The organism is Algoriphagus faecimaris (assembly GCF_900101705.1).
Classification (GTDB): Bacteria; Bacteroidota; Bacteroidia; order Cytophagales; family Cyclobacteriaceae; genus Algoriphagus; species Algoriphagus faecimaris.
The window spans coordinates 1-23,428 of record NZ_FNAC01000042.1; the positions used below are offsets into that span (position 1 = coordinate 1).

20 protein-coding genes are annotated in these 23,428 nt (G+C 42.6%); 15 read left to right on the top strand and 5 right to left on the bottom strand.

The features are described from left to right. Nucleotides 1-215, bottom strand: a 215-nt coding sequence (locus BLQ57_RS17280; RefSeq protein WP_394331278.1) for a transposase, incomplete at its 3' end; no start/stop codon positions are given. Nucleotides 216-450: 235 nt separating this feature from the next. Here BLQ57_RS17280 and hemH point away from each other — a divergent pair. The 7 genes from hemH (at nucleotide 451) to BLQ57_RS17315 (ending at nucleotide 9,343) form a co-directional block, all read left to right on the top strand. Then, nucleotides 451-1,482 (top strand): ferrochelatase, encoded by a 1,032-nt coding sequence (gene hemH, locus BLQ57_RS17285; protein WP_087940848.1) that lies wholly within the window; start codon nucleotides 451-453, stop codon nucleotides 1,480-1,482. Between the two features lie 113 nt (nucleotides 1,483-1,595). Beyond that, a complete protein-coding gene (locus tag BLQ57_RS17290) occupies nucleotides 1,596-2,762 on the top strand; it encodes a CynX/NimT family MFS transporter (RefSeq protein WP_087940849.1) in 1,167 nt (388 codons plus the stop codon). A gap of 74 nt (nucleotides 2,763-2,836) precedes the next feature. Then, nucleotides 2,837-3,439, top strand: a complete 603-nt coding sequence (locus BLQ57_RS17295; RefSeq protein WP_087940850.1) for a DUF2179 domain-containing protein — start codon at nucleotides 2,837-2,839, stop codon at nucleotides 3,437-3,439. Next, complete coding sequence (locus BLQ57_RS17300; protein WP_087940851.1) at nucleotides 3,439-4,146, top strand: tRNA1(Val) (adenine(37)-N6)-methyltransferase; 708 nt, start codon at nucleotides 3,439-3,441, stop codon at nucleotides 4,144-4,146. The genes BLQ57_RS17295 and BLQ57_RS17300 overlap by 1 nt, the downstream gene beginning before the upstream one ends. 115 nt (nucleotides 4,147-4,261) lie before the next feature. Beyond that, a complete protein-coding gene (locus BLQ57_RS17305) occupies nucleotides 4,262-5,719 on the top strand; it encodes an IPT/TIG domain-containing protein (protein WP_087940852.1) in 1,458 nt (485 codons plus the stop codon). Nucleotides 5,720-5,876: 157 nt separating this feature from the next. Beyond that, nucleotides 5,877-8,276, top strand: a complete 2,400-nt coding sequence (locus tag BLQ57_RS17310; RefSeq protein ID WP_087940853.1) for a TonB-dependent receptor — start codon at nucleotides 5,877-5,879, stop codon at nucleotides 8,274-8,276. Then, nucleotides 8,276-9,343 carry a DUF4249 domain-containing protein gene (locus BLQ57_RS17315; RefSeq protein WP_087940854.1) on the top strand — a complete coding sequence of 356 codons (1,068 nt, stop codon included), beginning with the start codon at nucleotides 8,276-8,278 and terminating at the stop codon, nucleotides 9,341-9,343. Before BLQ57_RS17310 ends, BLQ57_RS17315 begins: the two co-directional genes overlap by 1 nt. Before the next feature lie 10 nt (nucleotides 9,344-9,353). Here BLQ57_RS17315 and BLQ57_RS17320 read toward each other — a convergent pair whose 3' ends face one another. Next, nucleotides 9,354-10,688: a saccharopine dehydrogenase C-terminal domain-containing protein gene (locus tag BLQ57_RS17320; protein WP_087940855.1), complete on the bottom strand. Its 1,335-nt coding sequence runs from the start codon at nucleotides 10,686-10,688 to the stop codon at nucleotides 9,354-9,356. 120 nt (nucleotides 10,689-10,808) lie between these two features. On the opposite strand from BLQ57_RS17320, the gene BLQ57_RS17325 reads away from it, so the two are divergent. The 8 genes from BLQ57_RS17325 to BLQ57_RS17360 all read left to right on the top strand — a co-directional run bounded on the left by BLQ57_RS17325 (nucleotide 10,809) and on the right by BLQ57_RS17360 (nucleotide 18,520). Further along, the gene (locus BLQ57_RS17325; protein ID WP_087940881.1) at nucleotides 10,809-11,288 is read left to right on the top strand and encodes a cytidine deaminase; all 480 of its coding nucleotides are present in this window, start codon (nucleotides 10,809-10,811) and stop codon (nucleotides 11,286-11,288) included. Between the two features lie 3 nt (nucleotides 11,289-11,291). Further along, nucleotides 11,292-11,933 carry an alpha/beta hydrolase gene (locus tag BLQ57_RS17330; protein WP_087940856.1) on the top strand — a complete coding sequence of 214 codons (642 nt, stop codon included), beginning with the start codon at nucleotides 11,292-11,294 and terminating at the stop codon, nucleotides 11,931-11,933. Nucleotides 11,934-12,031: 98 nt separating this feature from the next. Next, the gene (locus BLQ57_RS17335; RefSeq protein WP_087940857.1) at nucleotides 12,032-12,469 is read left to right on the top strand and encodes a UPF0158 family protein; all 438 of its coding nucleotides are present in this window, start codon (nucleotides 12,032-12,034) and stop codon (nucleotides 12,467-12,469) included. A 49-nt stretch (nucleotides 12,470-12,518) separates the two neighbouring features. After that, complete coding sequence (locus BLQ57_RS17340) at nucleotides 12,519-13,325, top strand: glycerophosphodiester phosphodiesterase family protein (protein ID WP_087940858.1); 807 nt, start codon at nucleotides 12,519-12,521, stop codon at nucleotides 13,323-13,325. 351 nt (nucleotides 13,326-13,676) lie between these two features. After that, nucleotides 13,677-14,777: a BF3164 family lipoprotein gene (locus tag BLQ57_RS17345; protein WP_087940859.1), complete on the top strand. Its 1,101-nt coding sequence runs from the start codon at nucleotides 13,677-13,679 to the stop codon at nucleotides 14,775-14,777. A 173-nt stretch (nucleotides 14,778-14,950) separates the two neighbouring features. Beyond that, the gene (locus BLQ57_RS17350; RefSeq protein WP_087940860.1) at nucleotides 14,951-16,042 is read left to right on the top strand and encodes a BF3164 family lipoprotein; all 1,092 of its coding nucleotides are present in this window, start codon (nucleotides 14,951-14,953) and stop codon (nucleotides 16,040-16,042) included. A 372-nt stretch (nucleotides 16,043-16,414) separates the two neighbouring features. After that, nucleotides 16,415-16,912 carry a GNAT family N-acetyltransferase gene (locus BLQ57_RS17355; protein ID WP_087940861.1) on the top strand — a complete coding sequence of 166 codons (498 nt, stop codon included), beginning with the start codon at nucleotides 16,415-16,417 and terminating at the stop codon, nucleotides 16,910-16,912. Nucleotides 16,913-16,939: 27 nt separating this feature from the next. Further along, on the top strand, nucleotides 16,940-18,520 hold the full coding sequence (locus BLQ57_RS17360) for a M1 family metallopeptidase (protein ID WP_087940862.1): 1,581 nt from the start codon (nucleotides 16,940-16,942) through the stop codon (nucleotides 18,518-18,520). Between the two features lie 480 nt (nucleotides 18,521-19,000). On the opposite strand, the gene BLQ57_RS17365 is transcribed toward BLQ57_RS17360, so the two are convergent. The 3 genes from BLQ57_RS17365 to BLQ57_RS17375 all read right to left on the bottom strand — a co-directional run bounded on the left by BLQ57_RS17365 (nucleotide 19,001) and on the right by BLQ57_RS17375 (nucleotide 23,343). Then, nucleotides 19,001-21,319 (bottom strand): TonB-dependent receptor, encoded by a 2,319-nt coding sequence (locus BLQ57_RS17365; protein ID WP_087940863.1) that lies wholly within the window; start codon nucleotides 21,317-21,319, stop codon nucleotides 19,001-19,003. Nucleotides 21,320-21,409: 90 nt separating this feature from the next. After that, the gene (locus tag BLQ57_RS17370) at nucleotides 21,410-22,663 is read right to left on the bottom strand and encodes a sensor histidine kinase (protein WP_087940864.1); all 1,254 of its coding nucleotides are present in this window, start codon (nucleotides 22,661-22,663) and stop codon (nucleotides 21,410-21,412) included. After that, nucleotides 22,660-23,343, bottom strand: a complete 684-nt coding sequence (locus tag BLQ57_RS17375) for a response regulator transcription factor (RefSeq protein ID WP_087940865.1) — start codon at nucleotides 23,341-23,343, stop codon at nucleotides 22,660-22,662. Before BLQ57_RS17375 ends, BLQ57_RS17370 begins: the two co-directional genes overlap by 4 nt. Between the last annotated feature and the right edge of the window lie 85 nt (nucleotides 23,344-23,428).

The window sequence follows — 23,428 nt, forward strand, 5'->3', positions numbered from 1 at the left end:
CGGGTGGATTTCTCCAGCTTGCGCGAGGAATAGCAGTTTTCCAGATAGCCGTATACCAGAACTTTCAACAACAGTTTGGGATGGTAACTACTAGCCCCATTTTCAGAGAACCGATTATAAACAGAACTAAGATCAATCTGGTCAATAATCTGGTTGACGGTTCGTCCGGGATGGTTTAACGGAATAAGTTCTTCCAAACTTGGTGGAAGAAACATTAGCTGGTTGGGATTGTAGTCTTTAAAGCCTACATTTAAGTCTTGTTTTTGCACACCTCAAATTACAACATTTGAGTTAAACAGGAAAGGCTAGCCGAGAAATCGACTAGCCTTTAAACTATCTATTTTTGAGACAGCCTCTTATTGCTTTTTTCAAAAGGACTTTGATTCTTTCTATTCGATTTTTGCAACCAAAGCTTCTATTTTTGGCTTTTAATCAAAAAATCAAAGGCTGATGGCAAAATCAAAAGGAAAGATCGGGGTATTGTTGGTAAATCTAGGAACACCGGACAGCACCAAAACTGGGGATGTCAGAAAATACCTCCGTGAATTTTTAATGGATGGCCGTGTGATAGACTTCCCTTTCATTCCACGTTGGATGTTGGTGAATTTGATCATCGCGCCTTTTCGAGCGCCAAAGTCTGCCGGAGAATACAGAAAGCTATGGACCGATAGAGGTTCACCCCTGTTGTTTCACACGCAAGACTTAAAAGATAAGCTGGTCCAAAAGCTGGATCCCAAGGAATACCTCGTCAGCATGGCCATGCGCTATCAAAGCCCGAGTATCGAGTCAGGATTGAAAGAGCTCATGGATGCCAAAGTCCGCAAGATCATTGTGGTGCCGCTTTTTCCTCAATATGCATCAGCGACCAATGGCTCGGTAATCGATCGGGTGATGGAAATCGCCCGAACTTGGCAGATTATCCCGGAGATGACTTTCGTAAGTAATTATGTAGATCATCCTTTGTTTTTGGAAGCCTGGTCCGAATTGGGCCGTGAAGCCATGCAAAAGCAGGACTATGACAAATTCGTCTTTTCCTATCATGGCCTTCCCGAGCGACAAATCAGAAAAGGCTCGGTAGATGGCTACTGTAAGCTAGGAGCCTGCTGCAACAAATATGGTTTAAAAAATCAATTTTGCTATCGTGCGCAGTGTTTTCAGACGACTAGACTAGTTGCTGAAAAGCTAGGCCTGCCCGAAGACAAGGTGATTACCTGCTTCCAGTCTCGATTAGGAAAGGATCCTTGGGTGAAACCCTACACGGAGGATGTCATCAAAGAACTCGCAAAGGATGGGGTGAAGAAAGTGTTGGTATTCTCACCTGCATTTGTGGCAGATTGCCTAGAGACTACCGTGGAGGTGGGAGAGGAATACAAGGAGCAGTTCGAAGAATTGGGAGGAGAACATTGGGATCTAGTTCCTAGCTTAAATTCCAGCGACACTTGGGTAGAATGTGTCAAAGATCTTGTGGAAAGCAGGGCCTAAATTCCCGCCTTCTTTCACATCAATATCAAACCATCAGGAGCTGGATAATTACCCTCTCCTGATTTTTTTGTCTCCTACAAAAAGCCTATCTAGTCTATTCAAAACCCTACACCTTGAGCTCAGCACGAAAAACCCAATTTCTATTGATCTTGGGGATTGTTTTTATTTCGATCAACCTCCGGACTTCGATCGCCTCAGTAGGGCCCTTGATTCCGTTTATCAGGGAGGATTTAGGGATTTCCAATGGATTAGCGGGTTTTTTGACCACACTATCTCTTATCACCTTTGCTTTATTTTCACTTTTTGCACCCCGAATAGGCAAGCATTTGGGACATGGGAGAGCTATTTTTCTGGGATTACTGATTCTCCTTTTGGGCGTGGTGATCCGGGTTTTGGGTGGAGTTGAATTGCTTTTTATCGGTACGGCATTCACAGGGATAGGAATCGTGATTGCCAATGTGCTGATGATTCCTTTTTTCAAAGCAAAGATTCCAGAGAAGTTGGGATTGATGACTGCAATATTATCCACGGGAATGTCCCTATTTGCGGCCATCGCCTCAGGAATCAGTGTTCCACTTGCTTTAGATTTGGGACTCGGGTGGAGAGGTTCCTTGGCTTTCTGGGCGGTTTTCATGCTGATTGCCTTAGTCTTGTGGATTCCTCAGCTTAATCCTCGGCCCACCGCTGCACAGCGGAGCATTTTTCCGGGTAAAAATGTGTGGAAGTCTCGATTGGCCTGGCAGGTGACCTTATTTATGGGAGCGCAGTCGGTGATGTATTTTACCATGGTGACCTGGCTGCCTGATATGTTGATTGCAAAGGGGATGAGCCCTACCGATGCAGGCTTGGCACTTTCTTATATGCAGTTGATTTCTTTGATTGGGACTTTCTTTGCTCCGGGACTGCTGATGAAGCTAAGACAGCAGTCGGGGGTGATTGCATGGGTGGCAGTGGGATACTTTTGTGGTTTTACCATGCTCTTTTCTCTTCAATCTCCTGTGATTTTTCTTGCTTTGACTATCATCGGGATAGGCAGCGGAGCGAGCTTAAGTATAGCCTATACGCTGATCTCTCTGAGGACCGCCGAAGACCAAACAACCGCCCGTCTATCTGGAATGGTCCAATCCGCAGGCTATGTGTTGGCAGCATTGGGTCCGTTGTTATTTGGAATTTCATTGGATTTGATTGGAAACTGGAACCTATTGATTTGGTTTCTGCTGCTTATGAGCGTTCAGTTTTTGCTTTTTGGGATTCCTGCCGGAAAAGACCGGAAAATCTAGCTCATTTTCAGCTTTGTTCGGGCTACCGTCTATAATTCTTGTACCTTTGCGGCTCAAATCAGATTTCTAAAGTCATGCAGGAATTATTTCAAGGATTAGGTGTCTCAGATCAGCTTTTTAACTATCTGATAATGCCCGCGTTGATCTTTATCGCACGTGTAGGGGATGTTTCGATCAATACACTTCGGATCATGTTTATGATGAATGGAAAGCGCAACATCGCTCCTATTCTGGGTTTTTTTGAAGCTTTGATTTGGCTCTTGGCGATTGGTCAAATTTTCCAAAATATCAATAATCCCATGTCCTATATCGCCTATGCTGCCGGCTTTGGCACCGGGACCTATGTAGGGATGTACTTTGAAGAAAAGCTGGCCTTAGGTAGAGTGCTGGTTCGGGTGATTACGCCCGCCGCTCAGCATGACCTGATGGAGTTTATGAAAGAGCGGAATTACCGCTTCACCAATGTAGGTGCTGAGGGACGCTATGGTAAAGTGAATTTGCTCTTTACCGTGATGAAAAGGGAAAACTTGACTGAGTTTATCGCTAAGGTGAAATCTGTGGACGAAAAGGCTTTTTATACCATTGAGAGTGTCAAACGCGTCTCTGAGGACGATTTGAATGTGATGGAGGACAGGCCGAGGTTCAGGTCAAGATTTTTTAGCAAGGCCAGGACTTAATGGGACAGTCTTGGTTTGATTTTCAACAGTTTCGTATTGAGCAGGATCGCTGCGCTATGAAAATCTCTACCGATGCAGTGATTTTGGGCGCTTTGGCGAAGGCGGATCGGCCTGGGGAAATTTTAGATATAGGCACGGGTACGGGAGTAATCGCATTGATGCTTGCGCAGCGATTTCCAAATGCTAACCTAGTAGCGGTCGAACTGGACCCTGAGGCTAGCAGACAGGCAAGGGAGAATTTTGAAAGAAGCCCATTTGCCATTCGATTGAGTTTACATTCTACAGCAATTCAGGATTTTCAAAGCCCTGAGCTCTTTGATTTGATTGTGTCCAATCCCCCATATTTCACCGCTCATTTACCTTCTAGTAATTTGCAAAGAAACCGTGCTTTACATACAGGAGACTTGAGGTTTGAGGATTTGGCTTCGAAGGTTGATAGGCTGCTAAATCCAAAGGGAATTTTTTGGGTAATATTACCGCCAAGACAAATGAAAGAACTCGAAAAAGAACTTGATCATTTTGCTTTATTCCCTTGCAGGAGCGTAGAAGTGAGCGATCGGCCTGAAAAAGCTCCTCATCGTGTAATAAAAGCCTTCTCTTACGAGAGGAAAGAAGAAGTATTCGAGCGACTTTGGTTAAAAGATTCTTCGGGAAAGTATACGCCGGAGTACCAAGCCCTGATTTCAGGTTTTTTGCTTGGCTATTAAGTCAGTCGGTTTTTATTTTGGGCGATAGCCAACAGAAACATGTTAAAATTCACCTGAGGGGTTGTCTGTAGGCTTAATTTATCTATTTTTGAAATTAATTATTTCAACAAAATTCATGAGAAAAATTCTGTCTATTGGCCTAATAGCCCTATTTTTTTTCAGTGTAAGCTGTGATCAGGAAGAGGATGGTACACTTTCGGTGCAGACGGAGGAGTTGCTCTACGTAAGTGGGGATCAGGTCCGCATTTTGGGTAGAGTGATTAGTAGTCAATCTCTCGGTCTTGTGGATCATGGTTTTTATTTGTCTCAGGACGAGTCCTTTGCCAACCCCGAAATCATTTCGCTAGGAGAAAAGAATGGACCGGGAAGGTTTATCGGCGTGCAGGATGGACTGACTGCCGGGGTTCCCTATTTTGTAAAAGCATTTATTGAATTGGATGGAGAATTGATTTTTGGGCAGGTGGTGGAGTTTTCTACCCTAAATGCTGCCTTAGACTCATTCACGCCGGCATTTTCTGTCCCTGGTCAGGAAATGACCATTACGGGAAGAAACTTTACCGAAGGGACACGAGTCTTTTTCGGAGAAGTAGAGGCTGAGGTTCTGGAGATTCGGCTGGAGAGTATCCTTCGGGTGAGAATTCCCAGTGCCAATTCCAATTTTGTGAACATTCGAGTTTTGGTTCAGGATCAGGAATTGAGTTTCCCTGACCCTTTTGAATATCAGGCAGGGGATTATGAACTAATCAGTAGTTTCCCTGACTCCTTCCGGCTTTATCGAAATGTTTTCTTCCAAAATTCTCAGGGCTTTTGGATTGGTTTAGGCTTAGAAAGAGGGTCTGATTTGTTGAATTATTTCCAAAGATATGATCCTGATTTGGATACTTGGCAGCGCGTGGAATTCCCAGGTTCCCCTAGGTCTTTTGCCTTTGCTACAGAAAACTATCTAGGAGGAGGAGCAGTGGAAGTAGGCAGGGATGAGTTTGATTATGATCAGAGCTTATATAAAATCACAAGTTCGGGTTTTGAGAGGCTGCCAGATTTACCATTTGAGAGTAAAAATTCCAAAGCCTTCGAATTGGGTGGGCAGTTGGTGGTTCTTGGTACTGAGCAAGGGGATCCCTTGCTGTTCAAAAAGTTTGATGAGTCCAGCGGAACTTGGAGCGATTTGGCTACCCCACCGGTGGTACTCAATGCATCCAATATTCACTTTATTTATGAGGGAAAGATCTATTTGATCTCTAGTGAAAACGAACTCTGGCAATATGTAGGCGGGGAGAATCGATGGGAGCTAGTGGGGAGATTTCCTGGAAGTTTTGCCAATGGCTTCGGAATGGGGCAGGTCCTAGGAGACAAAGCTTACGTAGGACTGAACAGGCGGAACAATGAAATGTGGGAGCTCGATCTGATTAGTATGGAGTGGAAGCCCAAGAATCCCATTCCCAGTATCCCTCAGGGAATAGTAGTAGGACATTTTCAAAAAGACGGATTCCTGTATATTATGAGAGTCCCTGATATCAATCTGCCGGGAGATTTCCCTATGCAATTGTATAGATTTGATCCCAATGGTATTTAAGAGTAAACAACAGAAAATTAGGCTAGTGATCGCCAGAAATACAGGTGATTTCAAAGATCCCAGAAGGATTATTGCTCGGCTAGGGGAACTTCTGACAGTTGCTTACTTTCTGAATAATGAGTCAAGTTATGGCCTTTAAAAATCAAAATAGAAACAGATGAATAGACTTTTATTCCTTGCATTGATTTTTTTGGTGCAATTGGCCTCGGCCCAAGACCTTCCTAAACGGCAGGTGATCGGTCGTGATGTTGGTCAGCTTAAAAATATTCGAATCACAGGACGGATTATAGATCAAATCACGGGAGAGGCTTTGGTGGGGGCTACGGTCACCATCCCGGAGCTCAATCAGGTTAAAGTGACTGACCCCAATGGGGGGTTTGAATTGATGCTGGAGCGGGCCGAGTACAACTTGGAGTTTCGCTATGTGGGATACGAAACCATTTTCTACCCCATTACCTCGGTGGGAGATGGGAGAATTTCCATTCAGATGATTCAAGAGGATTTCCAATTGGACGATGTGGTGATTTTTGGTAGAGATCCGGAGAAAAATATCCGTTCGACGGACATGGGAGCGATCACTTTAAGCATGAATAGCATGAAGGAGTTGCCTCCATTTTTGGGAGAAGTGGATATTATCCGATCCATGGCCACACTGCCGGGAGTTTCCCAGGTAGGAGAAGCAGCCGCCGGAATCAATGTGAGAGGTGGAGGTGCGGATCAAAACTTGATTCAGTATGCAGGAGCACCAATCTATAACCCCACCCACTTGTTTGGTTTATTCACTTCATTCAATCCGGATGTAGTCAATGATGTGACGCTTTACAAATCAGTCATCCCTACCCGCTTTGGAGGACGGGGTTCTTCCATATTAGATATTTTGCCCAAGACTGGAGCCCTGGACCGTTGGGGTGGTGACTTGATGGTAAGTAATATTTCTGGGAAAGTAGGAGTCAATGGGCCTCTGGTGAAGGATAAGATCTCGCTAAGAGGAGGGTTCAGAGGATCCTATATCAATTGGTTTTTAAACTCCCTAAGTAACCCTGACCTGGCCAATTCACAGGCTAATTTCTATGATGGAAACCTGGTCATTTCTGCACCAATTAGTGAGAAAAATGAATTCACATATAGTTTTTACACCTCCTACGATGATTTTGCCTTTGCCTCGGATACCACGATTTCATGGCAAAACAACTCCCACTCTTTTCAGTGGAAAAGTAAATTGAATGAGAAATTGAGTTTGGAGGCTTTGGGGTATTATACCCAATACGACTACAGTATTTTCAATCGCTCAGGGATTAGTGATTTTGATTTGAATTCAGGAATTGAAGATTATGGGGGTAAGCTCTTTGTACAGTATCAGCTCAGTCCAACCAATAAAATTACGCTTGGCGGCGATACCAAAAGGCTAGAAATACAGCCGGGAGAATTGATTCCATTTGATTCACAGGAGTCAGGGATTTTGCCTAAGAAGGTGCAAAATGAATTTGGGGTAGAGTCTGGAGTGCATTTTCAGCATGAGTTTGAGATTGGGGAGAAGTTTGGGATGAGCTATGGGCTTCGCTATGATATGTACAGCTTTTTAGGCCCCAGGAATGTGAGGCAGTATGAGGCTAATCAACCAAAATCAGACGGTACGGCGGTTTCAGAAGTGAGCTATGGCGAAGGTGAAAAAATCATCGATTATACTGGACTGGGGCCAAGAGGCTCAATCAGGTACTCCTTATCCAAATACAGCTCGATCAAGGTAGGATACAATAAAATGTACCAATTTATTCACCTGATATCCAATACGGCGACAATAGCTCCTACGGATTTCTGGAAGCTTAGTGATGAGTTTTTGGAGCCACAGTCAGTAGATCAGTATTCCTTGGGTTTTTACCAGAATTTTAAGGGTAATATTTTCGAAACATCGATTGAGGTCTATTACAAGGATATCCAAAACGTGGTGGAATATAAGGATGGGGCCAACCTCATCGTGCAAAATCACTTAGAAACCGAGCTGGTACCCGCTCAAGGCAGAGCGTATGGAGTAGAGCTGTATGCCAAGAAAAACTTGGGTAGATTGACAGGTTGGATTTCCTACACGTACTCTCGTTCATTGAGAAGAGTGATCACCGCTTTCGAAGAAGAAATCATCAATGATGGGGACTGGTTTTCCTCTAATTTTGACAAGCCTCATGATATCACTGTCATCGGGAATTATAAGATCAGCACCAATACCTCTGTTTCTGCTACTTTTGGATACAGCACAGGAAGACCGGTGACCTTCCCACAGGCTAAGTTTGATTATTTGGGCAACTCGCTTGCCTATTTCAGCCGAAGAAATGAACAGCGGCTTCCTGATTTCCACCGCTTGGATTTGTCTGTCAATTTTAAATTTAGAGGGGAGAGCAAGTTTGCAGATGGAGAATGGACCTTCTCCGTATTGAATGTCTACGGAAGGCGAAATCCTTTCTCTCTGTTTTTTGTGGATGAAGCTGGTGCACCTCCTCAGGCCAATCGGCTGGCAGTATTGGGTGTGCCTCTTCCAAGTTTAAGTTATTCGATTGCATTCTGATGAAAAAGCTAAAAAAATATTTAATTCTTTTATTGCTTCTCAGTGGAGCTTGCGTCGATCCTTACGAGGTTGAAGTAGAGGGAGGCGAGCAGTTGCTTACAGTAGAGGCTACCCTCACTTCGGAGCCGGGAAGGCAGCGAGTCAGGTTGACGAGAAGCGATCGTTATGGATCTGTTTTTGAGGGATTGATCAGGCCTGTGAGAGGAGCTACCGTGATCGTAAGAGATGATTTGGGAGAAGTGGCCTTTCTGGAAGAGGATGACGAGGAAAGGGGCTCTTATTTCACGAAGTCTGATTTTGCTACCCAGGTGGGGAGATCTTATACCCTACAGATTCAGACCGTAGATGGCAAGATTTATAGTTCACTTCCGGAGAGGGTTTCTGCTGTACCAGAGATCAATTCGGTGCAGTTGGAAACAGTCAGAATCCCGGTGGAGGGAGAAGAAAATGATCGCTCGGGCATTCAATTGATTGCTGAGCTTTCGGATCCTGCCGAAGAAAATAATTTTTATCTGTGGAGAAACGGTCCTTCTGTCTATGTTTTGGAGACAAGACCGGATCTGTTTACACCAAGGCCCTCAGATTCCAATCCCAGTCGAGATCCGCAGCCCAAAGACTGCTGCATCACTTGTTATCGTTCTGAAATTGTCGGTAATCAAGGAGTATTTATCGCCAATGATGACAATTTTAATGGATTGACTACACGGATTCCGGCTGGATTTATCGAAGATGATGGTTTGCGATTTGTGAATACTTACCGGGTAGATTTACGGCAAATCAGTATTTCTCCCGAAGCTTTCCGTTTTTTGAGGCTAGTCAAGCAGCAAACAGAGATCAGCGGCTCCGTATTTGATCCTCCTCCGGCCAATATCCGAAGTAATATGATCAATCTTGAAGACCCTGACGAGGTAGTCTTGGGTTATTTCATCGCAGGCGCTGAGACAGTACGAAGGATTTACATCAGTACAGCAGACTTGGACTTTACACAGCCTAAGACGATTATCCCGGATGATTGCAGAGAGGTGGAGGGAGCCCAAGTGGATCCACCGGCCGACTGGAACCCCTGATATCTCAACTTTAGGAAATCAATTCCCCCTTTTCCTCGAATCGTATTCCTTCTCTTTCCAGTGCTTCAAGGATTGGGAGGTAAATTTCGGGAATCACGGGTAATTGTAGTCCTTTAACCTTGATTTTTCCGTCCAGAAACAAATCCACGGCAATTGCGATGGGCAAGCCTACTGTTTTTGCCATGGCTGTGTAAGTGGAGTCCTCACCCTGACAAACCAAACTGGAGGTCAATTTTCGGGTTCCCTTTTTCCCTTTGATTTCAAAAAGATGCTGCATGACGATCATATCCTTATCCTGCGGACCCATTGCCCAGTCGATTTCGAGAATGGCTTGGAGGATTTCTGCCGGAGTTCCTTCGGTTTTGGGAAGTTTGCGATCAGAGAAAAAGCCTAGCCACTGGATTTTTTCGAAAGTCTCGTAATCCATATCAGGAATCAGTGCGGTAAGTTTTTCTTCCACGCTTTGATCAGGGTCAAAAGGAAGGAAGCTGTTCAGAAACTCTCGAAGGCTGCTGTCAGTGGGTCGTGTAAGGCTCAGGCTATCATCTGTCATCCCTAGTTGAACAAAGACGTCCCAAGCCTTGCAAAAGCCCTCTCGTCGAAGCGTTCCCCTGAGTAAGGTGGGGATCTCCTGCAGACCGTAGATGGCTCGATAGGCTAGACTATCCCGATTGGGGTAGCCATCAAAATTGCCCAAACCACCGACAGTGATCCTTTCACAGCGTCTGAAGAGCTGATGATAGGGTACATACTTCAGCTTGGATTGTTCCACATATCGGGAGAGTCCTTTGCCAGCCAAAACTACATTTCTTGGATTCCAGGTAAATTTGTATTTCCAGGGATTGTCTTCGCTTTCAGGAGCTAATAGTCCTCCTGTGAAAGATTTGAAAGAGATAATGTCTTCTCCATGGGCCTTGGCTTCGTCAATGATCTTCATAGCGGACATGTGATCGATGCCGGGGTCAAGCCCGCATTCGTTGAGGAAAAGCAGCCCCTTATCTTCAATTTCCGATCGCATAGCTCTCAGGTCCGAAGACTCATAAGAGGCTGAAAAAAAGTGCTTGCCCATATCCAAACAATCCCGAGCGATGATCGGATGCATAAAAGCCGGAAGCATAGAAATCACCACATCGGCCTCTTCTATAAGCTGTTGTCTAGCGGGAGCATCATTACTATCCAACTTGGCCGCGAAGGTATTTTTACGATCTTTCAGCCGTTTTTTGGCCAAATCGAGATCAAGGTCAGCCAAAGTCAAGGTTCTGTCCTTGGAGCTGCAGGTATCAGCAAGATAATCAATTAAATAGGTGGAGGATTTGCCCGCTCCAATGATCAAAACTCGGTGCATAGAAGAAGAATTAGGAAGCTAAAATGGAAAATAAAAACGGCCCAAAAAAGGCAAATGATCTTCTTTTGGCAAACAATTCCTTACTTTATCCGTTCGATTTCACCCCAAGTTCTGGTAAATATGGAAAAAGTAACAGAGACAAGCGCTATCGAAATTATTTCTTTAGCCGAGCTTAACGAACAGGAGCTGAAGGTAATGAAAGCGGCAAAGGAGATCAGTGAAAAGGCCTATGCGCCCTATTCCAATTTTCAGGTAGGTGCAGCGGTACTTTTAGAAAATGGTGAGATTCTCCAAAGCAGTAATCAGGAAAATGTAAGCTTCCCGGCAGGTGTATGTGCAGAGCAATTGGTGCTAGGCTATGCTGGAGCCAATTTTCCGGATCAGGCGGTCAAAATTCTAGCCGTGGCAGCGCGAAGAAGAGGTGAGAAGATCTGGGCACAAGTATCACCTTGCGGAATTTGCCGACAAAATATCAATGAAGTAGAACTTCGCTTTCGATCGGCTATCCGAATGCTCTTTTTGCGACCTGATGGCCAAGTCTACCGAGTGGATGGGATACAGCATTTGATGCCCTTGAAATTTGATGATTTGATCAGCTAAGCCTTGAAAAAGTCTATTCAATTTTCTTACGAAGCCCATTACAGTACTTCCCATGCCCTATCCGGAGAGGAGTCTGAGCTTTGGTTGGTTTTTCATGGCTATGGGCAGTTGGCAGAATTCTTTATTCGGAAGTTTATCCCTTTTGATAACGCTAACCGTTTGGTTATAGCCCCTGAAGCAACCAACTACCACTACCTGTCCGGATTTCAGGGTAGAGTAGGGGCCAACTGGATGACCAAGCATGAGCGTGAGCTGGCCATTGCCAATAATCACCGCTATCTGGATGGCTTGATGGAGACCGTTTTGAGTGGTTTTCGCCAACCTCCCAAGATTCATGTCTTGGGATTTTCACAGGGAGCGGCCACTGCTACAAGATGGGCAAGTCAATGGTCGGAAGACTTGAGTTCATTGGTGCTTTGGGCGGGCGGATTTGCCCATGACATGCAGGTGATGGGAGCGCGTGAAAAATTTTTGAATACAAAAATCACCGTAGTCTATGGTAATCAGGATGAATTTCTGAATCAAGAGAGTCTAGAAAAACAAAAGGAATGGTTTGAAAAGCTGCATAAAAAGCCTGAGGTGATCACTTTCGAAGGGGGACATGAGCTAAATGCATCCGTACTGAAAAGAATTTTTGATAAATAAACTGCGTGTTCCTTTTTTGGCGCTACTGTTGCTTTTGTTAAAACAATTTGTATCCCGAATGACTTTGATTATTTTTCACAAAATTTTCTAAACCACCAATGCTTTCGCTTACAGAAAAAGAAGTAGATCACATCGCTACTCAATTACTCAAAGGGATGGTCTGTTTTTATCAAATTGATAAAAAGAAGATTCACCAAATGCCGGATGACGAGGATTATTTCAATTATGACCTTACCGAGCAGGAAGAAGATATTCTCGACGATATCGAAGCTAATCCGGATAATTTTGCCGAATTCACCCGCATGGAAAATCCTCAAGAGCATCAAATCATGCAGGATTTTATTGATAGGAAGGTAAAGGAGCGAAGTTTGGCAGAGGAACTGGTGAGTGCGCTGACCAAACCTAAGTCGATGACCGCATTTAAGTTTTTGATCGATGAGTCTAAGTACAAATCAGAATGGACCGAATACCGAAAGGACAAATACCTGGATTGGGTCAAGGAGCAAGTGGACAGCTTCAATTATGCCGAGGATTAAGGTTAGCCGCATGTGCATGCGGCTTTTTTAATGGGGAAAAATTGTAAAAATGAAGATTCAATTAGTTTTAGTTTTACTACTCTTACTAGCCGGACCCTTGCAAAGTCAATCCCTTCGTGAGGCGATTGCTCATAATAATCCATTAGTAGTTTCTCATCGGGGGGTAATAGATGGCTCTCTCCTAGAAAACTCTCTGATTGGTATGGATCAAGCGATAGATAAAGGGATTTCCTTTTTTGAGCTTGATATCAGAGTAAATCTAGAAGGGGGACTTTACCTTTTGCATGATGTTTCACTCGACCGCACTACTGACCACAGCGGATTGCTAGGTGAGCGGGATGCCAAAGCGCTTCAACCTGTTCAGCTTAAAGAAAGCATGGAGCCGCTACCTGAATTTAATGAAGCTCTATCTTTAGCTAAGGAAAAGGGCTTGTTTTTGATGCTTGACATTAAGGAGGATATTCTGAATCAAGCCATGGATGAGGTAGTCGCTTATGGACTTAGTCATAAAATACTCTTGCTGACATTCGATAGAGATCGGGCAGAAAAGGCTTTTTCTTTAGAGGGTGATTTTTTGATTTCTGTTCTGATCACCTCTGTTTCAGACCTTGAGTATTATTCATCCAAGTACCCAATGGGCCGATTGTTGGCCTATGTGCCTAAGGATTCGAGCGAAGCTCTTTTTTCGAAAGTGTATAGTAGTCAAATTCCGATTGTTACGGATGTCATGGGTGAATGGGATAGGCTTGCAACCGAGGATCAGGGAGCTACTTATCGAAATTTTCAGCAAAGCAGAAAAGCCAGCATTATCGTGAGTGATTATCCGATTTTGCTAAAATCTTCACTAATAGAGTGAGTCAAAATAATTGCACTATCTCAGGCGGTTTCCCTATATTCAGGGTACTATTACGACCTTAATGATTAGGCTTAAAAAATGAGCTCTATTAAAATTAGTTTAGGTGCCCTTGTAATGTCTTTTGAGCTTTTTACCTTTAACCCATCTAATGCTCAGTCGGGGCTTCCCGGTGAAGGTGGAGAGCCACACCATATATGTTGTGCTTCAAATTCAGAAGGATGTACTGATTTAGGGGGTGGCTATTGGCCAACTGATGAAGCAAGAGTTGCAGTAACTTGCACTATTTAAGATTAAATCTGTACCCCACCAATTCCTGACTTTTAATAGTCAGGAATTTAATATTTTATTGTGATGAAGATAATTCAATGCTTTGTAATGATTTGTGGGATACTAACTTTTTCCTGCTCTTCAAAACGTGCAGAAAATCCATTTTTAGAAATAGAAAAAAGTGAAATGGTTTTTGATCTTAAAGGTGAAAAAATCTATTTCCCAGAGATCATTAATCCCTTATTTATCAATGCAGTAGGTGATTATTTGATCATTTCAGAAAATAGACGAAACGATCCAAAGTATCCACTTATACGAATCCTTAAAAAATCACCCTTGGGCTATCATTCATCGAAAGGGAAACCAGGGTTTGGGCCATTGGAGATTCCAGATGCTACATTCGTGGAGCCTGGGCCAAATGATTCTACCTTTACTGTGTACAGCGGAATGGCTAAAACGCTCACAAACTTTTCTCTTACAGACACTTCTCTGTTAGGTATTGATCAATATAAGCAGCCAGAAGAATTATTTGAAGTTTATAAAATGTTTCATGCTACAGATAGCACTATCTTAGGGATAAAGTCCATTGATCCGAATCGGTTGGTTGAGATTTCCTTAAAGGATGGGAAGCGGATAGCAGGCTACGGTACTTGGGAGAGGATCCCTGATGCTGATCATTTGATAGATTACACTGATCCCATCGTAAACTATCATCTTGGGCAGATCAACAAAGGCTGGTTTAGGGCAAATAGAAAAGAGGGGCTATTTGTAAATGCAAGTATCTATAGGGACAGGATAGAAATATTTGATTATAACGAAAAAGAATTCACGATAGTAGAAGGACCTAGGCTAGAACTGCCAAAATTTGAAATAATGCCTTCTGGAGCGAATTCAGTGGTGATTTTTGACATACAAAACAAATACGGTCATCGGGATGTCTATATAGATGATAAATACATTTATGATCTATATGGTGGTTTTAACGAAGAAGAAATACAAAAGACAAATGAAGTTGCCAAAACCGTTTATATTTTGACACATTCAGGAGATGTGGTGGGGAAACTAAATCTGGATATATCCATAAGAGGATTAGTCGTTGACTTACATCTTAAGAAAATATACGGCATCACAACGGATGAAGACCCGGGTATAGCAGTTTTTGAATTGCCTTCTGAGTTTTTGTGATTAGGTGGTTTTTCAAGTAACTTTTAATGAATACGATTAACTAGAAAAATATGAATTGGGTCTTTAGGTCAAAGGTTGATTTTTTTATTGCTTGTTTCTTCACAGGTCTAACTTGACTTTTTAAGAAAAATTCTTGTTCCAAAGCTTTGATGAGAAAGCGAGAAAAATAAAGCATGAAAAAAAATTTAATACCTATTTATATTCTTTTTACCTTCTTGATTGTATTTTGCTGTACTAGCCCAGAGAAAAATCCCTTCCACATTGATAGAGTTTACGAGCTGGAAGGTAAGAAAACATACTTTCCTGAAATAATTAATCCGGTAAACATAAATGATGTAGGTGACTACATCATAGTTTCAGAGCTTAACCGAATTCCTGCTGATCTTCCTTTACTACATGTTTTAAAAAAAAGTCCCCTTGCCTATGTGTTTCCTAAGGGCGTGGCGGGATTTGGACCGTTTGAAATCCCAGATGCATTCCTTGTAGAACCTGGTTTGTCTGACAGTACATTTACTGTTTATAGTGCAATGAGTAAAAAATTTACTGATTTTTCATTAAAAGATACCTCAAGACTAGGAATTAGCGAATATAAACAGCCGGAAGAATTGTTTGGAATGTATAAAGGTTTCCATGCCACTGACTCTACTATTATTGGAATAATGGCTAATGATCCCAATAAATTGGTGGAATTTTCGACAAGAGATGGTAGAAGAATTGCAGGCTATGGAACTTGGGAAAAAATACCAAATGCAGACCATTTGATTGATTATGATGATCCCGATATAAATTACCATATGGGTGAAATCAACGCAGGAAGATTTAAAGGAAATAGAAAACGAGGATTATTTGTAAAGGCAAATGCGTACAGGGATAGATTGGAGATTTTTCATTATAAGAGTAAAACATTTGATATTGTAGACGGACCAAGGATGGAAGTTCCCGACTTTGAAATTCGGCACTCAGGGGGACAATCTGCAGTTCTTTTTGATCAAGAATATCCTCTTGGTTACGGCGAATTGGCTATTGGAGAAAATTTTATATATGTCCTATATGTTGGAGCTAATTTTGAGGAAATTCAAAAGACCACCGACATAGCAAAACTCATTTATGTTTTCACCCACGAAGGTGATGTAGTGAGCAAGTTTAATTTGGATATTTCCATCAGAGACTTGGTTGTAGATGAAGAATTGAGACTAATTTACGGACTTACCACGGATAAAGACCCGGGTATAGCCGTTTTTGAATTGCCTTCTGAGTTTTTGTGATTTGATTTCGTGGCAAGTGAAAGGTGAAATAAATCCTCATTCCCAAGAGCCTAATGGTTTTGGTTACAGGTTGATTTTTTGATTGTTGTCTTTTTAAAACCCTATCTGATAAGATTTTAATTGGCTTTGGTCAGTCTTTGGAGAAACTGTATTCTTGACTGCTGGAAAGGAGTGAATGTGAAAATATAAGTTGTGAGCGGTGACACTCACAGCGGCGATGATGAAGACAACGTGGGTTTAAGTTTGTGAATTTTTCCCTTTCCAAAGATACCCTTGCTCACCACCGATCAGTTTTGTAAAACCAATTCAAATTTGCGTTTCGATAATCCACCAATTTTTCTTAGTTTCAGAAAGGGTTTTTAGACTATAAAGATGAGCCAGTTGGAAAATATTACAATCCGGCATGAATTGAAACCGGGAGACTTGGGCAAAGTCGTTGAACTTCACGGGCGTATTTATGCTCAAGAGTATGGCTTTGGACTGGGGTTTGAAGCTTATGTCATGGAGAGTATGCTGGAGTTTTACGGACAGTATGATCCGCAGCAGGACAAAGTTTGGATCGTAGAAGAACAGGGCAGTATGGTCGGTTTTCTTCTCTTGATGCACCGACAGGATCAGCAGGCTCAGCTCCGTTATTTTATTCTTGAGAAGGAATTTAGGGGAATAGGATTGGGCAAAAAACTCATGCAGGAATGGATGGATTTTTATCAGGAAAAAGGCTACAAAGGCGCCTATCTTTATACTACTTCAGGTCTTGAGTCAGCGGCGAGTCTATATGAGCGATTTGGGTTCAAGAAAATTAGTCAGATCAAATCCAAAACCTTTGGAGTCAATATTTTGGAAATTCTTTTTAGACTAGAAAATAAATAGTTTTAACACAATTACTTCACTATTCAGATGTCAAAATACCTCATTGTATTGTTATTCCTTTTTTTCAGTTTTACTGCCCTGCAGGCCCAATCCTGGGACTGGGGCGGACCTATGGATCCCCTGCAATCGAAATTTAATATCATTCAATACCGGCTTGACTTGGAGATCATCCCCGAAAATCAATCCATCCAAGGCTCGAATACCATTGTATTTGAAGCTAAAGAAAGGCTAGATACCCTGAGACTTCAGCTGATCGATGAGTATGCGGTAGAGAAGGTCTTGATGGACGGAAAAGAAGTGAAGTTTTTTCATGCCAATGATATTTTAGACATTATTCCCATTGACTGTACCTGTGATGAAGTGCAGGTATTTTACGGAGGTCAAACTCCAATAGCAGAAAATCCACCTTGGACAGGTGGCTTCACTTGGGAAAAAGATCAATTGGAAAATCACTGGATGGGTCTTTCCTCTCAGGGGGAAGGAGCAAAGATCTTTATGCCTGCATTGGACCATCCTTCAAGTGAACCGAGTCAAGGTGTGGAATTGACCTTTACCGTTCCCTACCCTTATTTTGTGGCTTCTAATGGAAGATTACTTGATCGAAAAATTGACAAAGGAAAGGTTAGCTACCATTGGGCTAGCGATTATCCCATCAACAATTACAACATTAACTTCACACTCGGAATATTTCATGAGGAAAAGAAAACTTTTGAATCCGTATCAGGGGATCGCATACCCATGAGCGTCTATGTCTTGCAGGAAAACCGGGCGAAGGCTTCCACTTTACTGGCGGTTTTGGAGGAGAGTGCCAAAACACATGAAAAGTATTTCGGTGCCTTTCCTTTTCCAGAGGATAAAATTGCTGTAGTGGAGACGCCTTATCTCGGGATGGAGCATCAGACTATCAATGCCTACGGCAATAATTTTCAATTTGTGACCTTAGGAAAGACCGCCTATGATTGGCTGCTACATCATGAGTTGGGTCATGAATGGTTTGGGAATAAAATCTCTGTCGGCGACTGGGCGGATATGTGGATTCACGAAGGGCTGACTGCCTATGGTGATTGGTTGTTTTACTGGGAGCATGGAGGAGAGGAAGTCTACTTTGAAAAGGTAAAATCGGAGCTAAGGAATATTCCCCATGCCAAGCCGGTGCTCAGTCCTCCTAACAGTACCGAAAAGGAGGCATATCATCCGGAGATTTATACCAAGGGGGCGATGGTCATCCATTCATTAAGAGGGATTTTGGGAGAAGAGGTGTTTTTTCCTATGCTAAAGGCTTTCGTTGCCGATGAGCGCTTTACTTATCAAAGCAGAGTGAATACTCAGGATTTCACGGATTTTGTCAAAAGTTATACTGGTAAGGACTTGGATGCCTTCTTTGACCTTTATTTAAAGACCACTAAGCTTCCTGAGGTTGTGATAAAAAAGAAAGGAAAGAAAGGATGGGAGGTCCGCTTGGAAGGGATTGAATTTAATATGCCTGTGGACGTGAAAACCGAGGCCGGAATTCAACGCATCGAATTGGGAGAAAAAGGAATATTGGTCAAATCCATCGAAAAACCGGTAGTCGATCCCAAGGGCTGGCTCATGCTGAGTAAGAAATAAAGGAGTCTATCTCAAACTTGTTTTTTGTCAGACTGAGTCTGAACTAAAGAACATACAAAATGTCTCATTTTTCAAGATTAAATCCCTCATTGAGTACTAAACTGAGTTCAGACGGGAGCGTGGGCTGACACAGCAGCGGGCCAGCGTCCGGTCTTGTGCGGTAGAAGCTTTGCTGTGTCTTGACCTTTTGGTTCTTTTGGGTCAAGCCAAAAGAACAAAGAAAAAGAAATGGAGCCAATCAAAAGAGCTGGAAGAAAACCCTCCTTATTAAAAAAAGTAAATTTTGGAATGCCTAAATTATCATCACATTAGCTTCATTGTCATTAGAGTAATTAAAAGAAGGGAATCTCGAAATCAAAAACCTAGTTTTGCGTTTTGGGCCTAATTTTGAACTACCTAACTCCAGATGGTCAGGTGCTCAAAGTGAAGGTTAATATTTCTGAGAAAGTCGCTTTCTTACCTACATGACCACGTATTTTTTTAGAAACTATACCTCGCACTGAGTAATGCAATTCTTGTTTCTCTTTTGGAATAGAAATCCTGACTGAAGGTATTCGTACGTGCAAAACCCGCCCATCTTCTCGTATCAAAAATATCCCGGACACTGAGTGTCACCGAACCGCGGTTTCCGGCAAAGCCCTTTTGGACACTGGCATCTATAAAGTATTGTGATCGATCTCTACCTTGAGCTTCTATTTCAGGAGATTCGTAATTAGCTACCAACTGGAAATTAAAACCTTTCGGCAATTTGAAATCCTGGGTCAGTTTGGTGTTCCAAGAAAAACCCGAATTGGTAAACTCCTCTCCAATGTTAGAACCATCCACGGCTATCTGAAACAAGGTCACTCCACCATTAAGGCTATACCAATCATTGACCTCAGCTACACCCACAAACTCTACTCCGTAGGAGCGTGCTGATAGTAAATTATCAGGCTGTGAGAAAGAAACTCCATCTTCTACTATAGTGATAAAATCCAACTGACCGTCGGTATATCTGTAGAAAAGATTGGTGGAGAAACTCGACTTTTCAAAGTTTGCTAAGTAGCCAAACTCAAAGGAATCGATCATTTCTGGCTGGAGATTGGGATTACCTCTTCTTACATTCAGGGAGTCAGTGATATCTGGGAATGGATTCAGTCTCCAAGCGGTAGGACGATCGATCCTTCTGCTGTATGTAAATTTCAAAGAGTGGTTCTCATTCAGATTATATAGGGTCTGTACACTTGGGAAAAGATTGAAATAGCGCTGCTCGCCACGCTCATCGGTATTGGCCAAGTAGGTGTCTACCAGACTCAATTCCCCACGCAAACCGACAGTGTATTCAAATTTTCCTCCGGAATTGGCATATAGGAAATAACCTGCATGAATTTGATCTTCATAAATAAATCGATTGCTCACAGCAGGATCTTCTACAAATTCTTGGCTTTGCTCGTCTAGTCGTGCATAGCTGTAGTCATTATCAAACTTTCGAATATTAGACTTCAATCCAGTCTCGATTTTTCTGTTTTCATCCAAGGGCTTAATGTAGTCCACTTGAAAAACCGAAATATTTCTCACCTCATCTGTTATTGCCCGCTCTTGTCCGTTGAGATTGGCAGGATCTGGATTTAAGGTGTTTCTGAAAATATCTATATTCTGGGTTTTGAACTGATTCCTGTAAGAGTGGCTGGCAAGGACTCTCAGACTGTGCCCTTTGTCTGCAAAAGAACGCTCAAATATCAGCGCATTGTCTATGCCTTCATCTGATTCAGTTTCACTATTTCTCCTCACATAATCAAAAGAATCCGGTTCTCCGTCAATGATTCGGTCCAATTCGGCAAAAAGCGTATTGGTCTGATAGTCCATTCCATATTGGTAGACACCTTCGTAACTGAGGACATTTTGTCCAAAATAGTAATCCGCTCCGTAGTTTAAATTATGTCCTGTTCTGCGACTTGAACTGCGAGTGCTTTGGTCTAAGGTTTCATTACGGTCAAAAATCTCTCTGATCGATGTTCTTTCGCCTACATCTTTCCAATCTCTGTAATTATAGCCTCCAAAAACATTGAACTTTTGGCCTCGATGGTTTAGGCTAGCGCCTACATTGGATCGGTTTCTAGTTCCGTAGGTTCCCTCTATATTCCCATGTGTGCCAAAATCCTGTCCTTTTTTTAAGATAATGTCGATGACTCCACCTTCAGCTTCCGCATCAAATCGAGCGTTTGGGTTATTAATAATTCTTATCTCTTCAATGGAAGAAGCAGGCAATTGATCAAGATTTTGGGTCAGTGAAGAGTTCCTTCCATTAATCAGAATATTAGTACCTGTACTCCCTCTGAGAGATATAGACCCATCCTCAGAGACCGAGATAGAAGGAGTGTTGCGAAGGATGTCTAGCAGCGTACCACCTGCATTGGCCAGATTGTTTTCTGGTGTCACAGTAATTCCCTCCATGGTGGACCGGACGGGCATTTTTGTAGTTTGAACCACGACTTCTTCCAAAGCAGAAGTTTCGCTTTTCATCTCCAGCTTTCCCAAATCCTTGGAAGCGCTGAGTTCTATATTTTCGATGACCAAATCCTCAAAACCAAGGAAAAAGGCTTTAAAGATATAGGTGCCACTAGGTGCGCTGAGTTGAAACTTTCCTGAATCATCAGTATCAGAAAAAGCAATTGGGCTGGAATCTTCCAAAGATTTGAACAAGGCCACCTGTACAAAGCCGAGTGGTTCTTTGTTTTCTTGCTCTATAAGTGTACCCGACAAGGTGTTTTCCTGAGCTAAGGCCCCAAAAGAAATGAAGAGCATGAGTAAAAAACTCATGCAAAAAGAATAAAATTTGAAATGCATAGTTGGCAAGTATTAGTTTTCAATACAAGAATACAATCTGATTTTGTAGAGATTTTGAAGTTATTACTTAAACAAAATCATTAAAACATGTAGATTGTTTTCTATTCTGTATTGAGGACGGAGCGTGTAGCGCCTACAGATCTGTTTGACTATTGCCAATCCCAGTCCTATGGATTCTGAGGAGGAATTTGCCTTTTTGAATCGATCAAAAAATTCTTCAGGATCTTTATCGGGGAGCTTGCCACTGTTTTCTATTCTAAGTGAATATTCATTGAGTTCGATTCGGAGCTGTCCGCCCTGAATATTATGTTTGATGGCATTATTGATCAGGTTTTGGATCAGGACCTCTGCGATAAAGGGGTGGATTTTTACCAGGCTGTTTTCTTGGATTTGGGTGCTGACCACGAGGGATCTGAGTTCGATCAGCTCCTGCATCCCATCGAGTACCCGATGGAGAATGGGGCTGAGGTCTATTTTCTCTGGAGCTTCAAACTCCTCATTTTCCAATTTGGCCAGCATGGAAAGCGAACGGACGATTTTATTGATCTTTTCATTGCTTTGATAGGCTGCCTGTATCATCAATGCCTGCTTTTCGCTGATGTCCTCATTCATGAGGTGCTCCAGTTTGCCTCGGATGACTGCAGAGGGAGTCTGTACCTCATGGGAAAGGTTTTCAGAAAATTCCTTGATTTGGCGATAATCGTTCAGTAGCTTTTGAGACATTTTTTCGAGAAAGCTATTGAGCTTTTCAAATTCTGCCACTGCGTTTTTCGGAAGATGGAGCGGTTCATTTTTTTGAAAGTTAAAGCTGCGGATCTGATCTAGGGTCTGATGGAATGGGCGCAGGATCTTTTTGGACCCGATACGGGTGAAAAAACCCAGAAAAAGAAGTTGTATCAAAAAGACTGAGACCATCGTGATCACCACAGTTTCTGTGATATCTTCAGTTTCTACGACGATGTTGTAGTAGGATATACGGTAGTGCTTGCCATCTATTTTATAGGATTTGCTGGCTTTGAGTTGCTTTTCTGCCCGATTCATCGGGTCATGGTAGGCAATGGTATCTCGAAGGTATAATTCCTCCTCGGGAATATCGAGTGGGATCTCTGTGATTTCCAGTTTGTCATAGATCAAGCGGTCGGCAGGAGCGCCATCCCGAATGCGCTCTGCATACGCATCGATCTGTCGGTCTAGCTCTCGCCCTAGTTCAAAATCAATCTCTGACTCCAGCTTTTTGAAAATCAAAAGTCCTCCTAAAAATAGGGCGATCATAGTGATCAGAATGTACCAGGTAGTCAGTAGGTTGATGAGCTTCATGACACGTTGGGATCAAATTTGTAGCCGATTCCGTAGACGGTTTTGATGTAATCATTTCCTCCAGCTTGAGCGATCTTTTTTCGTAGATTTTTCACATGCTGATAGACAAAGTCAAAATTGGCCAAGTCATCGGTATAATCTCCCCAAAGGTGCTGCGCTATGGCTTCCTTGCCGATCACCCTATTTTTATTGGTGAAAAAAAAGACCAGAAGGTCAAACTCTTTTTTGGTAAGGTCCAGTGTTTTAGAATGAATGGTGGCCTGTAGATTACCGGTGTCCATGGTGATTTCATTAAAGCTAATCAAGTCTGAGCCCCCCAATTTTGTACGTCGGTAAATGGCACGGAGTCGTGCCAATAGTTCCGAAAGATGAAAGGGCTTGGGAAGATAGTCATCTGCTCCCTCATCTAGACCTTTGAGTCGATCATCGAGTGAGTCCTTGGCGGAGATGATCAGCACATTGGAGTCGATTTTATTGGTTTTGATGAATTCTAAAATATCCAAACCATTCCCATCAGGAAGCATGAGATCTAAGACAATGCAATCGTATCGATAGCCTAATAATTTATCCTGGGCATCGAAGAGGTTTTCGACCGTTTCGCAAAGGATATTCTCCTCCTGTAGATAGCTGACCATGTTTTGGATCAGATCCGGATTGTCTTCGATGATAAGTATTTTCATATTGGAGTGAAAAGCTATAAGATGGGTAAGATAGCGTTTTGCGAACTTAATGCGAAGGTTTGAAGCAATTCTGAAGCAGACTTGA